The sequence below is a fragment of the Nostoc paludosum FACHB-159 genome (assembly GCF_014698835.1).
GTDB classification, from domain to species: domain Bacteria; phylum Cyanobacteriota; class Cyanobacteriia; order Cyanobacteriales; family Nostocaceae; genus Nostoc; species Nostoc paludosum.
Map to the genome: position 1 here is coordinate 125,827 of NZ_JACJTU010000007.1, position 14,462 is coordinate 140,288.

The window sequence follows — 14,462 nt, forward strand, 5'->3', positions numbered from 1 at the left end:
AGTCCCCAGTCCCCAATCCCCAGTCCCTCATTTCTTCCGATTACGAATTAATAAATACAAAAAATAAGGAGCGCCAATGGCAGCAGTTACTACTCCACAAGGAAGTTCGATAGGTACAAACAAGGTTCTACCTAAGAAGTCTGCCATGACAACAATTACTCCTCCTAAGAGTGCGGAAGTAGGAATCAAGGCTTCGTGGGTTGTACCTACTAACTGTCGGCCTAGATGGGGTGCAATTAAACCCACAAAACCAATGTTACCGGCGGTGGCGACTCCTGCGCCTGCTAAGGCTACCCCCACGAAGATCAATAAACCACGTTGCCATTCCACTAGACTACCTAGACTTTTAGCAACATCATCTCCTAAATTAAGAGCGTTCAAATGTCTTGCTAATGTCAAAGCCATTGGGACAAAAATAACTAGCCAAGGTAATAGGGAAAATACTTGCTCGCTCGTGCGTCCGTAGACACTTCCAGCTAGCCAAACTAAAGCATTACTAACATCAGAAATTTGCCCAAAGGTAATCATTAAGCTGGTTATGGCACTGGCGATCGCAGATAAACCCACACCCATTAAAATTAATAGGATCGGCGAACTACCGTTATTCCAAGCCAGCGAGTAAATCAAAACCGCCATCAGCAAAGCACCAGCAAAAGCCGATAGCGGCAAGGTGTAAATTGCTGCTGCCGGAAATAAAACAATTACGGTAACTGCCGCCAAACTCGCCCCGGCATTAATGCCAATAATACCGGGATCGGCCAATGGATTGCGTGTCAGCCCTTGAAAGATAGTCCCAGAAATTGCCAGCGCCACCCCCACCATCAAAGCTACAAGGGTACGGGGTAGACGCAAATTGTAAATTACGAATGCATGGTCTGGGTTTCCTGTATCTAAACCAAGTAAAGTTTTCACAATATCCCCAGGCGAAATCGGATATTCACCCCGCCCCAAATTCATCACCATTGCCACTACAATCGCTAGTGCCAAACATAGCACCATGAATGGTACGCGTCGGTCTATACGAAAGGACATTCCTTGAGAACGAATGACTAGCCAATCAAAATTCATTTTTTCACCTTTGACTTAGCCAAGTAGACAAAAAAGGGTGCGCCAACAAGTGCTGTCATCACACCTACAGGTAACTCCTGTGGTTTGAGCAACACACGAGCGCCAATATCTGCAATCAAAAGTAAAATAGCCCCCAAAACCGCACAATAAGGCAATATCCAACGGTAATCAGCTTTTATGTAAAATTTCACTATATGCGGCACGACTAAGCCAATAAAGCCGATTGGCCCGGCAAGGGCAACGGAACTTCCAGCTAGTAAAATTACGCTAATTGCAGTCGCAATTTTAACCATAGCTGTTTGTTGACCTAAGCCTTTAGCTACGTCTTCACCCAAACTCATGGTAGTAATTTGTTTGCCAAGGGCAAAAGCAATAACTAATCCAATGAGGACGAAGGGCAATGCTTGAAAAAACATATCCATATCCCGGCCAGCTAGCGAACCAGCTAACCAAAATCTAATTTCTTCTAGGGTGCGTTGGCTGACAATTAGAGTAGCGGTGGTGACAGAAGAAATCAGAGCAGTTAAAGCCGCACCTGCTACCGTCAAATTTAATGGAGTGGCTCCTCCCCGTCCTAAAGAACCCAGGAAATAAACTAATATTGCCGTGGTTCCTGCCCCTAGAAATGCCACAACCGTGTAAATATCTAGGGATGCGCTGCCAAATATAAAAGTCGCCACAACTACCGCTACTGCTGCACCCGACTCAATACCCAAAATCCCTGGATCTGCTAGAGGGTTGCGTGTTAAACCTTGCATTAACGCTCCGGACACTGCCAAGGCCGATCCTACAAGAATAGCAATGAGCGATCGCGGTAATCTCACAGTCTGAATAATTAAGCGATCGTAGGAACCATCAAAGACTATAAAAGATGACAAAATCCGATCTAGAGGTATTTCTGCTACACCCAGCGTCACACTGCACACCAAGCAAATTAGTAGCATACAAAGTCCCAAAATCAGACCAAAAAAGCCCGACATTTGCCGCTTTTTCAATCCTTTCAGTGACACTATGGTGGCTTTTATCATTATCCTGCTGTCAGTTGAAAATATTACACTCTGATGGTTATGTGTTTTTACAGCTATTTTCAGCTAATTAAACCCTCTGTAGGGACAGATGTGCCCCCACAGCGAACTGCACTAGATGAAAATATCTGTAAATTCCCGCTTTCAATATTTAGCAGTTTTTTAGTCATTAAATTGATAATCTTTCTTGATAAATATATAGATTACACTATCCTGCAAAGATTTCCCCATTTTTAAAACGAAAAAGATAGTCAAAAAGTTTTGATATACTTTCTCAACAAACTGATATTGTTTAGATCAACCTAAATCTAACTTGAAAAAGGGAGTGGGGAGTAGGGACTGGGGACTGGGGACTGGGGAGACAAGGGAGACAAGGGAGACAACAATTCATAACCAATGACTAATATGAAGTTTGATATTTTACCAAAAACATACAGAAGAAAAGCAATACGCATTTTACCCTTAATACTCAGCCTAATAATGGTTTTGTTTATGGGTAGCCAGACTATAGCTACACCAACAAAATCAACAGAGATATTATGGGATACCTATGGAGTACCGCATATCTACGGTAAAGACGATCGAAGTGCCTTTTATGCCTTTGGTTGGGCGCAAATGCAAAGTCATGGAGATTTGCTTTTGCGTCTTTATGGTCAATCACGGGGACGTGCGGCCGAATACTGGGGTGAAGAATATCTAGACTCAGATCGTTGGGTGCTGAGTATGGGAGTACCAGAACGCGCTGGTGCTTGGTACAAAGCACAAAATCCAAGTTTTCGCAAGTATCTAGATGCTTTTGCGGCTGGGATCAATGCTTATGCTGCCCAAAATGCAAACTTGATTGACGATCGCGTTGAAGTAGTGCTACCAGTCAAGGCAGAAGATGTCATGGCTCACTTACATCGGGTACTCAATTTCACCTTTGTGGTCGATCCAGGGCCAGTATTTGATTTGAGCAAAGAAAAATTGCAAGCAGGATCTAATGGTTGGGCGATCGCACCTTCACATTCTGCCAGTGGGAAAGCAATGCTACTAGCCAATCCCCATCTACCTTGGTCGGATTTATTTTTGTGGTACGAAGCCCAAATCACCACACCGGGAATTGATGCTTATGGAGCGACACTTGTGGGTATTCCCGTATTAGCGATCGCTTTCAACAACAATTTAGGTTGGACTCACACCGTTAACACCTATGACGGTTGGGATTTGTATGAACTTAAACTGGCAAATAATGGTTACCTCTTTGATGGCACAGTTCGCAAATTCGTTTCCAAAACCTTGTCTTTGAAGGTGAAGCAGAAAGATGGTTCTTTGCAAGAACAACCATTAGTAGTCAAGAGTTCCATCCACGGGCCTGTGGTAGTTGAGAAAGATGGTAAAGCCATAGCACTGAGAGTTGCCGGTCTTGACCGACCAGGTGTACTCCAACAGTGGTGGGATATGGCACGAGCAAAAAACCTCAACCAATTTGAAACCGCACTCAAACGCCTGCAACTATCGATGTTTACAGTAATGTATGCCGATAAAGAAGGACATATTATGCACCTATTCAACGGTCAAGTGCCGGTACGTCAACAAGGAGATTTTGCATATTGGCGAGGCGTGATTCCTGGGAATACATCTAAAACTTTATGGACAAAAATCCATCCATACCAAGATTTACCTCGCATAGTCGATCCTAAAAGTGGTTGGTTGCAAAATACTAACGATCCACCTTGGACAACTACATTCCCAACTGCGATTAAAGCAGATGATTACCCGGCTTACATGGCACCTCGTTTCATGGATTTCCGCTCACAACGTTCTGTAAAGATGTTGGCTGAAGATGACAAAATCTCTTTTGATGAAATGATTGCATACAAGCACTCGACCCGCATGGAAATGGCCGATCGCCTTTTGGATGATTTAATTCCTGCTGCCCGCAAGTACGGTAGGGACTTAGGACAAAAAGCAGCTAATGTTCTAGAAACCTGGGATCGCCAAGCCAATGCAGATAGTCGAGGGGCGGTACTATTTGCCTTTTGGGTTCAAAAGCTCGACTTAGATAAGACATTTAGTCAACCTTGGAGTGAAAGCTCCCCACGCACCACACCCGACGGTTTAGCTAATCCAGAAAGTGCAGTTGCAACACTCGAAACAGTGGCAGCAGAAATCAAAAAAACCTATGGAACTATAGATGTCCCGTGGGGAGATGTTTTTCGACTACGTTATGGCAATATCGATTTACCTGGCAATGGTGGTGCAGATCCCCTTGGGATCTTCCGAAGCCTCTATTTTTCACCGGAGTCAGATGGGAAGTTTAAATCCGAACTTGGTGATTCCTATGTTGCGGCAATTGAATTTTCTAACCCTGTACGAGCAATGGCACTCACCAGCTATGGCAATGCAACTCAGCCGGGATCGCCCCATATCGGCGATCAGTTAGACATGTTTGCCAAGAAAAAATTGCGTCCTGTGTGGCGCGATCGCGACGATATCCTTGCCCATCTGGAAGCACGAAAAGTATTCTAGACGGTTGGGCATGGGGCATTGCAGGAAGTGTGGGAGGTGTGGGAGGTGTGGGAGGTGTGGGAGGTGTGGGAGGATGGGGAAGAAATCTTTCCCCCCACACTCCCCACACTCCCTCATCTCCCCATCTCCCCACACTCCCTCATCTCCCCATCTCCCCACACTCCCCACACTCCCCACACTTCCTACTCCCTATTTTCAACTGATGAAAGATCGACTGACCAAAAACCACACCACTCAACCAGAATTGCTTCCCAACAACCCTATTCTTTCGGTACAGGATTTAGGGCGAAGAGTTGAGGATCGCTGGATTTGGAGTCACCTTAGTTTTCAAGTATTTCCAGGGGAGCGAATAGCGGTAATAGGTGCTTCTGGCTCTGGTAAAAGCTTACTCCTACGAGCATTAGCTGGTCTCGATCCCCTACAAGCAGGACAAATTATTTTTCAGGGACAGCAGATCAATTCCCACTTTATGCCCACCTATCGTTCCCAAATTATCTATTTGCAACAACGACCAGCCCTTTGGGAAGGAACTGTGGAAGAAAATCTCCAGCAAGTTTATCGATTAGCTGTTCACCGCCATCTAATTTACAACCGCGAGCTGATTTTAAACTATCTACATCTTTTGCATAAAAAGCCTGACTTTTTGCAGCGTCCGGTTAGCGCTCTTTCTGGTGGAGAAGCGCAGATAGTCGCTTTTTTGAGAGCTTTGCAACTCTCACCTGCGATACTGCTACTAGATGAGCCTACTGCCTCACTAGATGCTGGAACTGCCCAAAGTTTAGAGGCTTTAGTTACAACTTGGCAACACGAACACCCACAACGTGCATATCTCTGGACAAGTCATGACCCTAACCAATTGGAACGTATTACCAACCGTCAAATCACCTTAAAAGACCAGTCAGAAGTTACAATTGAGAAGTCAAAAGAAACCACCATCGACAACAGATAGGCTTTTAATTTCAACTACATCAAAGCTATCAGCCATAATTTTATAGGACTCATATTTGATTTGGAGAAATATACGTAGTAGCGTGGCAAGCCTTAAATGTTGCAATAGATTTTGGATGAAATTGAGATAAATCAATGTTTTCGACTTTTTTATTAATGCACTATTTTAGTCTTGCCACGCCAGTAGGGTGCGTTAGCCTGAGGGTACAGCACGAGTTAACGATTTAGGTGCGTTAGGCTACGCCATAACACACCCTACAAATACTTAGATTTTTTCATAACTCAAATCAGACTCCTATATATGGTTATTGATGCTGCTTAAAACTACAGTCCAAATAATTCATAATTGCGAACTGCGAATTGGTCGATAAATGTATTAATATTTACCCACGTTTGTCTTTATAGCCTCCCGCGATGCAACGCTATCCACTGATCCACAAATCGAAAAATCCCATCAACCTGCCTCAAATTCAAACGCCTGTTGTAGGTGAGGGAAAGGTTATACGCATAGATGGCAATGGGTACGGGCACGTCATTGTTCAGCTAGAACCGAACTTTGATGCAGACGGCTGTTTTATGTTGTGGTCAGTCACCGAAAACAGCACTTTAAATGATAATGCGAATTACTTATTGACAACTCGGTTTTTAGAAGATGTGTATCAGGGATTGTGTGAGGCGATCGCCTCAGATTCAAACAAGTTTGCCTCAATTAAATACGTTCCTTTTCCATATGAAAACACAAATGTTAGAATCATTGGCGGTTCTGAGCATTCTATTGATTCTAGACCTTACTCTTATCGCACAGCTGCTTACCTAGCTTTAGAGCAAGCTGTGTCAAAGGTATTAGGGTTTAAGTTACCAGAGCCTCCCTTAAAGGGCAAAATTGAGCTTGATTTGCCCCCACATGAACCCATCATTGAAAATTCCAAGTATCATAACTTACAAACTAGTCTGCGTCAGAAAAACTGGCGAGTTGCAGACGATTTGACCCGTAGAATGATTTTTGAACTCAGTGGAGGAGAATACTACAGTCCAGATGACACTTACTGGCTATCCCTGAATTGGGCAATGAAGATTCCTGAGGCAGATTTGCAGACAATCGATCGCCTATGGACAACTTACAGCCGGGGTCACTTTGGCTTGAGCATACACAAACAAATCTTTTTAGAGTGTGGTGGTCAACTGGGCGATGGCAGCGAACAACAAGCATGGGAATGTTTTGGTGATTGCGTTGGTTGGAGGTTGAGCAATCAACGCTGGATTTGGTTAGAAGATGCAAAATTCGATCTGTCGGCTCCCAGGGGACATCTGCCCTGTTTGGAGTGGTGGGGGCAGGGCATTAAACAGGATATTATGAAGTTGCTTTTGTCAGGTAATTTATAGCAATGGCTGATTTGACATCTGATTTTGTAACCGTGCTATCTCAGGCTGCGGCTGCATATCGAGGAGAAAAAGCTACACGTCCTAGTGCTGAAATTTTAGTAAATGCGTTATTAGAAGCAGAAAAAACTGCCAAGCAACAACGGCTGAACTATGGGTTTGAATCTCTTATAGGAAAATGGCGGCTTTGCTTTGCCACTGGTACAAAAAAAGTTAGAAAACGAGGAGGAATTGTATTAGGCAAGGGTTTGTATGTGCCCAAATTTGTCGCAATTCATATTTCCTTTAGTGCAAATTTAGAACAGGGTTTAGGTAAAGGCGAAATTGGTAATCAGGTTGAATTATTTCCTTTATTGTTAAAGCTTACTGGGCCAATACAATACATGGGTAAGAAAAATTTGTTGGCATTTGATTTTAATAATATGCTCATCAGTCTATTCGGTCGTATTCTGTATAACCAAAAGATTCGCTCTGGTAAAGTCGAATCCGAAGATTTTTATAGCCAGCCCATAGCTAAACTACCCTTCTTTGCCTTTTTTATCGTTACAGAAGATTTCATTGCAGCTCGTGGGCGTGGCGGAGGACTAGCACTTTGGGTTCGAGAAAAGTGAGAAAACAGAATTGAGAATTCAGAATTCAGAATTCAGAATTTAGGAGACTGTGAGAAAGAATACTAAAGAATTTGTGGATGGGGCTGGCTTAAGATTTGTAAAAGCGATCGCTCTATAACTTCACTGACAAATTGATTGCCTTTCAAGTTAAGGTGAATGTGGTCGTGAAACAAACTTTTCGGGTCAGGGTTGGAATTAAATATTGGTAAAAAATCGATATATTCAATTTGCTGGGCTTTAGTAAAATCGTTCAAGCGCTCGCGTGCTTTAATTTCATAATCGCGGGAACCAGGTTCGCCAATTTCTCGTAGTAAGGGAGTCATGACAAGCAAAAATTCGCTTTTGGTTTGGCGAGTTAACTCTTGAATTTTACCAATTGCTTCCAGATTAATCCCAACGCGATCGCCTGCTTCATTATGAACTGCTTTCAGCTCTGGAATTGGCTTTTGCTTGGTGAGATAACGCTGCCAAACTTCCACCAATCCCAAGGATGGTTTACTATCTGGATAGTTGCGATCGCGTCCCACTGGTAAAGAAGTCGGAGCAGTAGCAAACAAATCATCAGTATTAATTAGTAATACTATTACCTGAGCATTAAGATTGCTAAACTTCTGTAAATAAGCTAATTCATTTCTTGGCCCCCAAGAGTTAGCTGAAGCATTTAGCACTTCTACTTGCTGATAATTACTCTTAGTCGCTGAGGCCAGGGAACGCATCATCAAACTAGATATTGTATTATCTTGATCCGTCCACCAACCACCATTAGCAATAGAATCTCCTAAAAGTAAGACTCGCAACGTCGAAGGTGCAGGTATCTTTGCGATGGCACTACCTCGCATAGAATACTGATTAATTTCAATCCGATTACCAAAACGACGGGTACGCTGGTTAGGAGCCAATAAATAACCAATTTGCTCATCAGCAACATAAATCAGGGGATTACCAAAACCAAAAAGCGATCGCAATCCTATCTCCAACACCAGAAACAATCCCACAACCACTGCCAAAATTACAAACACCAATATTTTCATCATTAGTCCCTAGTCATTAGTCAAAAACTAATCCCTTATGCCCATGCCCCATGCCCAATTTACACCCATCCTCCTAAAGAAGTAAGTAATTGTGGCGATGGAAAAGCTGCCAAGCTTAAACAAAATAATATTAGGGATTTAATGTTATCCGCCAATATAACGACTACAATCAAAACGGACAAATATTTCATGCCGTAACAGAGGAGGATTACAAAACTGTGTCCGACTTAAATCGAGGAATTATGAAGTTTGAGGGTGCAGATTCCCCAAAAGTAGTCACTATCTCTACCGTGCTGCTTCTGGGGTCGATCGCTGCTCTCATCATTTGGGCGCTCCAAGCCGCCTATGCCCTAAACTAAAACCATTATTAGCCTACAAGGACACTGGCAAAAACGGTCTCCGTCTTCGCCAAGTGTCCTTAAGGAAGAATTCAGAATTCAGGAGTCAGAATTCAGAAGTAAAACAGGCTTGATGGCTGGCTTGAAAAGCTAGTTTGTGTAGTTGAGCAACTTAAGATATCCTGTCTGTATAAGGAGTCTAGTACCGCAAAGCGTAATTCGCAATTACCTTTTCATAAGGGTTTGAGACATTTCAAATGGTTGGTTTATTTATGCCATGCTGTACTAATATGATTAGTATATTCATCCATCAAATATTCTCCTGACTCCTGAATTCTGAATTCTGATTTCTCAGTTCTCTTTACTAAAAGCCCCCTAATAACCATCAAAAATTTCATAAAAATTTTAGAGTTGAGATTTGAGATTTTAGATGGCAAATTTAATCTAAAATCCAAAATCCAGAATGTTTGAACTTTGGGCTATCTTAGTTATTTTAATTGCCTGCCCTCTCTTGGGCGGATTACCGCTGATTGGATGGATTACTTACGCCCTCAAACGTAAGCAACTATCACAAGTTGGTACAGGAAACATCAGCGTATCAGCAGCTTTCTATCACGGGGGTACATTTGTTGGGATTCTGGCAGTTTTGTCAGAAGCTTTTAAAGGTATTGCGGCGGTCTTATTGTGCCGCGCTTTCTTCCCAGAAAGCTCATTTTGGGAAATAGTCGCCCTCATTGCTCTGGTAATCGGTAGATACTGGATAGGCAGAGGGGCAGGTACGACAAATGTTGTCTGGGGATTTGTCGTACACGACCCGCTGGTGGCAATATTTGTATTTTTCTTTTCAGGCATTAGCTTTTCAGTGATGCACTCCAGACAGGTAGTGAAATTTGGGGTTTTGCTACTGTTTCCTTTGTTTGTAACGCTTTTGCACCTGAGTGATATCCCCAGAATGCTTGCGGCTGTTGCTTTAGCTGGTCTAATGGCTTGGATTTACACAAAAATCCCTGACGATATGAATTTGCCAGCCGAAGAAGCACAGACAGAATCGCAAGCGATGTTGGAATTTTTACGTGGCGATCGAGCAATGGTTTCTTTAGATGAAGAGTTAGATGCTGCCATAGTTGGCGAAAAGGCAGCTACATTATCTCAAATTAAGCGCTGGGGTTACCCAGTACCAAAGGGATGGGTACTTGCCCCCATTGATGAAGATCCGCAATTGTTAACGGAATTTCTCCAACCATCAGAATTATCTCCGTTGGTGGTGCGTTCTTCTGCTATTGGCGAAGACTCAGAACACGCTTCTGCGGCTGGGCAGTATAAAACAGTTTTAGATGTTACTAGCCCCCAGGCGTTACAAGAAGCGATCGCCCAAGTGCAAGCTTCCTACAATCATCCTTCTGCTGTACAATATCGGCGCGATCGCGGTTTAAATGAAACAGCAATGGCAGTGCTGATTCAACAACAAGTCCAGAGTGTCTTTTCTGGCGTTGCTTTCAGCCGCGATCCCATCACCCAGCAAGGTGATGCCATTATTATTGAAGCCCTCCCAGGCAGCCCGACACAAGTCGTTTCTGGAAAAGTCACACCAGAACAATATCGGGCTTTTGTTTTTGAGGCAGAAAATTCTTCCTCCGTACAATTGGAGGGCGAAGGACGAGTCCCACAAGCATTAATCAAGCAAGTTGCCTATTTAGCTTATCGACTGGAAAAACGTTACAACGGCGTTCCTCAAGATATTGAGTGGAGTTACGACGGTCAAACGCTTTGGGTATTACAATCTCGACCAATCACCACTTTGCTACCCATCTGGACGCGGAAAATCGCCGCCGAAGTAATTCCGGGAGTCATTCACCCCTTAACATGGTCGATTAATCGTCCCTTAACTTGTGGAGTTTGGGGGGAAATTTTTACTTTAGTTTTGGGCGAACGTGCTTCAGGGTTAGATTTCGCCGAGACGGCAACTCTGCATTATTCGAGAGCTTACTTTAACGCATCCCTCTTAGGAGATATTTTTATCCGCATGGGATTGCCGCCGGAAAGTCTGGAGTTTTTAACCAGGGGAACGAAACTCAGTAAGCCGTCTTGGAAGTCCACTTGGGAGAATTTACCCGGACTAGGGAGGTTGCTCAAGCGAGAGTTAAGCTTAGAAAAGGACTTCAAGCAGGATTATTACAAACAGTTCATTCCTGGGTTGTCGCAGTTGGCGCAGGAAGATATCAATAACTTGGAAGCGTCGCAGCTGTTGGCAAGAATTGACTTGATTTTAGAATTGCTGCGTCAAGCGACGTATTACAGCATTTTAGCTCCCTTGAGTGCTGCCTTAAGACAGGCGATTTTTCGGGTGAAGGATAAGCAAATCGATCATAGCGTCACCCCAGAGGTAGCAGCATTGCGATCGCTAACTGCAATAGCCGCAGATGCCAAACAGGTTCTATCTAAGTTTGAGCCACAGCAAGTGTTTGAGGAGTTAAAGCAAACCCCCGAAGGAAAGAAGATCCTGCAAGAATTTGACGAATTGCTTCAGGATTATGGCTATTTAAGCGAAGTGGGAACTGATATTTCCGTTCCCACTTGGCGGGAGAATCCGCAACTCATCAAGCAGATGTTTGTGCAGTTAATCCAGGGGAACGAACTACAAGCAAACGCTAAAAATACAAACAATAATATCTTTTTCAGTCCCCCTAAACGTGGGTTTGTCCAGCGACGTGTAGATATCAAAGGACGAGTCACCGAAGTTTATTCACGGCTTTTGGCTGAATTGCGTTGGTGTTTCGTTGCTTTAGAAAAGATTTGGTTAAAGTCGGGTTTACTTAGTAAAACAGACGATATCTTTTTTCTCGACTTTGATGAAGTGCGGCGTTTAGTCGCGGGTGAAGATTTTACATTAGCTGAAAGCTTGGTTGAGTTAGTGGAATTTAGGCGATCGCAATTTGTCCAAGATAGCGAAATTACTCAAGTACCCTTTGTAGTCTACGGCAATACCCCGCCTCACCCCTTAGCGCCTTCTGCTCTCTACTCTGACCAAATTTTACAAGGCATTGGAGCTAGCCACGGACAAGCCGAAGGCAGAGTGAAGGTGTTGCGAAATTTACAAGATGTACCAGATATCGATCGCGACACAATATTAGTAGTACCTTACACAGATTCTGGCTGGGCACCATTGTTATTAAGGGCTGGAGGATTGATTGCCGAAGCTGGAGGAAGGCTTTCTCATGGTGCGATCGTTGCACGCGAATACGGGATTCCCGCAGTTATGGATGTTCGCGGTGCAACATGGTTATTGCAAGATGGTCAACGGGTACGGATTGATGGAACTAGGGGTATTGTGGAATTATCCAACGATTTGAGACCCGAATGATTACCATAACAGGCAATCGGCAATAAGCTTGGCAGAACAATTCGCAATTTTGAGATCCAGAGCAACTAATTTTATAGCAACCACTAAGGCGCTTAGGACAAACAGTATACTCATTGCCTATTGCCTATTCTCCATTCCCTGTTGCCTATTGCCTATTGCCTATTGCCTATTGCCTACCATATCTAACGAAAATTAGAATTGTGCCGTATCAGATTCATAAATTCCTGACGAGTCCGCGCATCTTCGGCAAAAACACCACGCATTGCACTAGTAACAGTCCAAGAACCTGGTTTTTGCACACCACGCATTACCATACACATATGGGTTGCTTCTATGACAACTGCAACTCCTTGGGGTTTGAGTAACCGTTGCAATGCATCAGCAATTTGCACCGTCAGACGTTCTTGTACCTGTAAACGTCGTGCATACATCTCGCAAATACGGGCAATCTTTGACAGTCCTATAACTTTACCATTGGGAATGTAAGCAACATGAGCACGGCCAATAATCGGCAGGATGTGATGTTCGCAGGAACTAAAAATATCGATGTCCCGAACTAAAACCATTTCATGGGCATCTTCTGTAAAGACTGCTCCATTTAGCAGCTCATCCAAAGACTCATGATATCCTTTTGTGAGAAACTGCAACGCTTTCACCAGTCTTTTTGGAGTATCTTTTAATCCTTCGCGGTCTGGATCTTCTCCTAATCCAATCAACAAAGTGCGTACAGCCTGCATCATTTCGGCTTCTGTAACAGTCTGCTGTTCTTCAGTCACTAAAGATGACAGCATCTGATCGGCAGAAGTTAGATCGGGACGAATCGATAGAATCATTTTGTAAGTTCTGTGGGAATGTTGAACAAATCAGTCTTTTGTCAGATGTGTGTTTCCATCAGCTCCTGACTCGACATTAAGTTTAACATAACTTTATATTTCTTAAAATATGCATTAATACGCTTCAGGTAAGAAAGTTTCTCAGTGGAAGCAAGGGAACGGGAAACAGGAGAGAGAAAAAACAGGCTTATCTAATATATTTTCTCAGCCGCAAAACCGAGCAAGTAAGCTGATGCGCTTTTAAATTGCATAACTCTACTCGCCAAAAAGACGCGGGGACACGGAGACGCAATTTGAATGACGATTAGCTTATGCAGCTTGTGGAATTCACCCTCTGTCCAAACCCTTCATTTTTTGTATTCCTGCGTAAGTCGTATAAACACAAGTGGGGTTTGCTGGAAAAAGTACACGGCTAGGGAATATGTTACTTACATCTGTACCTAATGAAGTTGCAATCTGCTGTATTTTTCGTTTTACATTACTTTTTTAAAGCAAATATTCAAGTATTTGAAACGACTTTCTAAACAACCTCTTACTTAGCACGACTTTTTGGCGATCGCCTTCAATTTTATTTGAGAAAATCAAATTGCATTTTCATAAAACTATCTAATGTGAGATATTTGGACGTAATTCTTCTAATTATGTTTTTTATTTATAGCTTTAGGAGTTTTTGAACTGGGAAACATTTCCATAAGAGACTGATTTTTCACAGTAGCCATTAAAATTTAGATATAAAATCCTAAATTGATAACATGGCTTATTAACAAACAAAAAAATATTGATATATCCTTGCGATAAAAGACTTAAAAAATTATATGAATACAAAAAAAAGCCCGCTATTGCGGACTTTGGTAAGGGCTTCTGTCACTTTTTTCGGCTACAATCATGTATGAATCATGATATTTTTATTTTTAATGATTATCTCCAAAAATGCAAGTACTTAAGCTGAAAATAATAGACATAATTACTGGAATTATATCTTGATTTGTAATACACCATATTTTTGTTTTGTAATTATCTCAGAATATATTTTTTTATTTGTATTAGCGACCGATAATAATAACACAAAAACCCTATTTTCAGGCGAGGTTTTTTGGACAAAATTCAGATAGATATGTCTTTTCAAACTTCAATAACCACAAGATTTTTACATTAAAAAGGTAAAGGTGGTCAGGTATAACAGCCCCAGGAATGGATTCCTATTCTTGGGGTTTTACTATCTATGAACAAAAATATGACCCTTGCATAAGTCCTATAAGAGTTCGATCGCTAGATGATGGTGAAATTAGCAGCCGTTAGTGTTATGGTATTAATCCCAGTCAGACTTGCCAAAATTTCATCAGTAACAGTGACGAT

General features: G+C 42.6%; 11 protein-coding genes. 7 read left to right on the plus strand and 4 right to left on the minus strand.

Going from position 1 to position 14,462, the window contains the following annotated elements; genetic code table 11:
- Window positions 1-27: 27 nt before the first annotated feature.
- Complete coding sequence (locus H6H03_RS09370; protein ID WP_190954866.1) at window positions 28-1,068, minus strand: FecCD family ABC transporter permease; 1,041 nt, start codon at window positions 1,066-1,068, stop codon at window positions 28-30.
- Window positions 1,065-2,096, minus strand: a complete 1,032-nt coding sequence (locus H6H03_RS09375) for a FecCD family ABC transporter permease (RefSeq protein ID WP_190954867.1) — start codon at window positions 2,094-2,096, stop codon at window positions 1,065-1,067. The genes H6H03_RS09370 and H6H03_RS09375 overlap by 4 nt, the downstream gene beginning before the upstream one ends.
- A 489-nt stretch (window positions 2,097-2,585) precedes the next feature.
- On the opposite strand from H6H03_RS09375, the gene H6H03_RS09380 reads away from it, so the two are divergent.
- The 5 genes from H6H03_RS09380 to H6H03_RS09400 all read left to right on the plus strand — a co-directional run bounded on the left by H6H03_RS09380 (window position 2,586) and on the right by H6H03_RS09400 (window position 7,543).
- Window positions 2,586-4,604, plus strand: coding sequence for an acylase (locus tag H6H03_RS09380; RefSeq protein WP_390842043.1), 2,019 nt, complete (start codon window positions 2,586-2,588; stop codon window positions 4,602-4,604).
- Window positions 4,550-4,807: a hypothetical protein gene (locus H6H03_RS41735; protein ID WP_190954989.1), complete on the plus strand. Its 258-nt coding sequence runs from the start codon at window positions 4,550-4,552 to the stop codon at window positions 4,805-4,807. Before H6H03_RS09380 ends, H6H03_RS41735 begins: the two co-directional genes overlap by 55 nt.
- Complete coding sequence (locus H6H03_RS09390) at window positions 4,807-5,553, plus strand: ABC transporter ATP-binding protein (RefSeq protein ID WP_190954977.1); 747 nt, start codon at window positions 4,807-4,809, stop codon at window positions 5,551-5,553. Before H6H03_RS41735 ends, H6H03_RS09390 begins: the two co-directional genes overlap by 1 nt.
- 413 nt (window positions 5,554-5,966) lie before the next feature.
- Window positions 5,967-6,935 (plus strand): GUN4 domain-containing protein, encoded by a 969-nt coding sequence (locus H6H03_RS09395; RefSeq protein ID WP_190954868.1) that lies wholly within the window; start codon window positions 5,967-5,969, stop codon window positions 6,933-6,935.
- 2 nt (window positions 6,936-6,937) lie between these two features.
- The gene (locus H6H03_RS09400) at window positions 6,938-7,543 is read left to right on the plus strand and encodes a hypothetical protein (RefSeq protein WP_190954869.1); all 606 of its coding nucleotides are present in this window, start codon (window positions 6,938-6,940) and stop codon (window positions 7,541-7,543) included.
- A gap of 62 nt (window positions 7,544-7,605) precedes the next feature.
- On the opposite strand, the gene H6H03_RS09405 is transcribed toward H6H03_RS09400, so the two are convergent.
- Entirely contained in the window at window positions 7,606-8,574 is a 969-nt protein-coding gene (locus H6H03_RS09405) for an SGNH/GDSL hydrolase family protein (protein WP_190954978.1), read from the minus strand.
- Window positions 8,575-8,792: 218 nt separating this feature from the next.
- Between H6H03_RS09405 and H6H03_RS09410 the strand changes: the two genes are divergently transcribed.
- Both H6H03_RS09410 and H6H03_RS09415 read left to right on the plus strand, forming a co-directional pair.
- Window positions 8,793-8,933, plus strand: a complete 141-nt coding sequence (locus tag H6H03_RS09410) for a hypothetical protein (RefSeq protein ID WP_041565237.1) — start codon at window positions 8,793-8,795, stop codon at window positions 8,931-8,933.
- Window positions 8,934-9,375: 442 nt separating this feature from the next.
- Window positions 9,376-12,273, plus strand: a complete 2,898-nt coding sequence (locus tag H6H03_RS09415) for a glycerol-3-phosphate acyltransferase (protein ID WP_190954870.1) — start codon at window positions 9,376-9,378, stop codon at window positions 12,271-12,273.
- Window positions 12,274-12,455: 182 nt separating this feature from the next.
- On the opposite strand, the gene folE is transcribed toward H6H03_RS09415, so the two are convergent.
- Window positions 12,456-13,106 (minus strand): GTP cyclohydrolase I FolE, encoded by a 651-nt coding sequence (gene folE, locus H6H03_RS09420; RefSeq protein ID WP_190954871.1) that lies wholly within the window; start codon window positions 13,104-13,106, stop codon window positions 12,456-12,458.
- Window positions 13,107-14,462 lie beyond the last annotated feature (1,356 nt).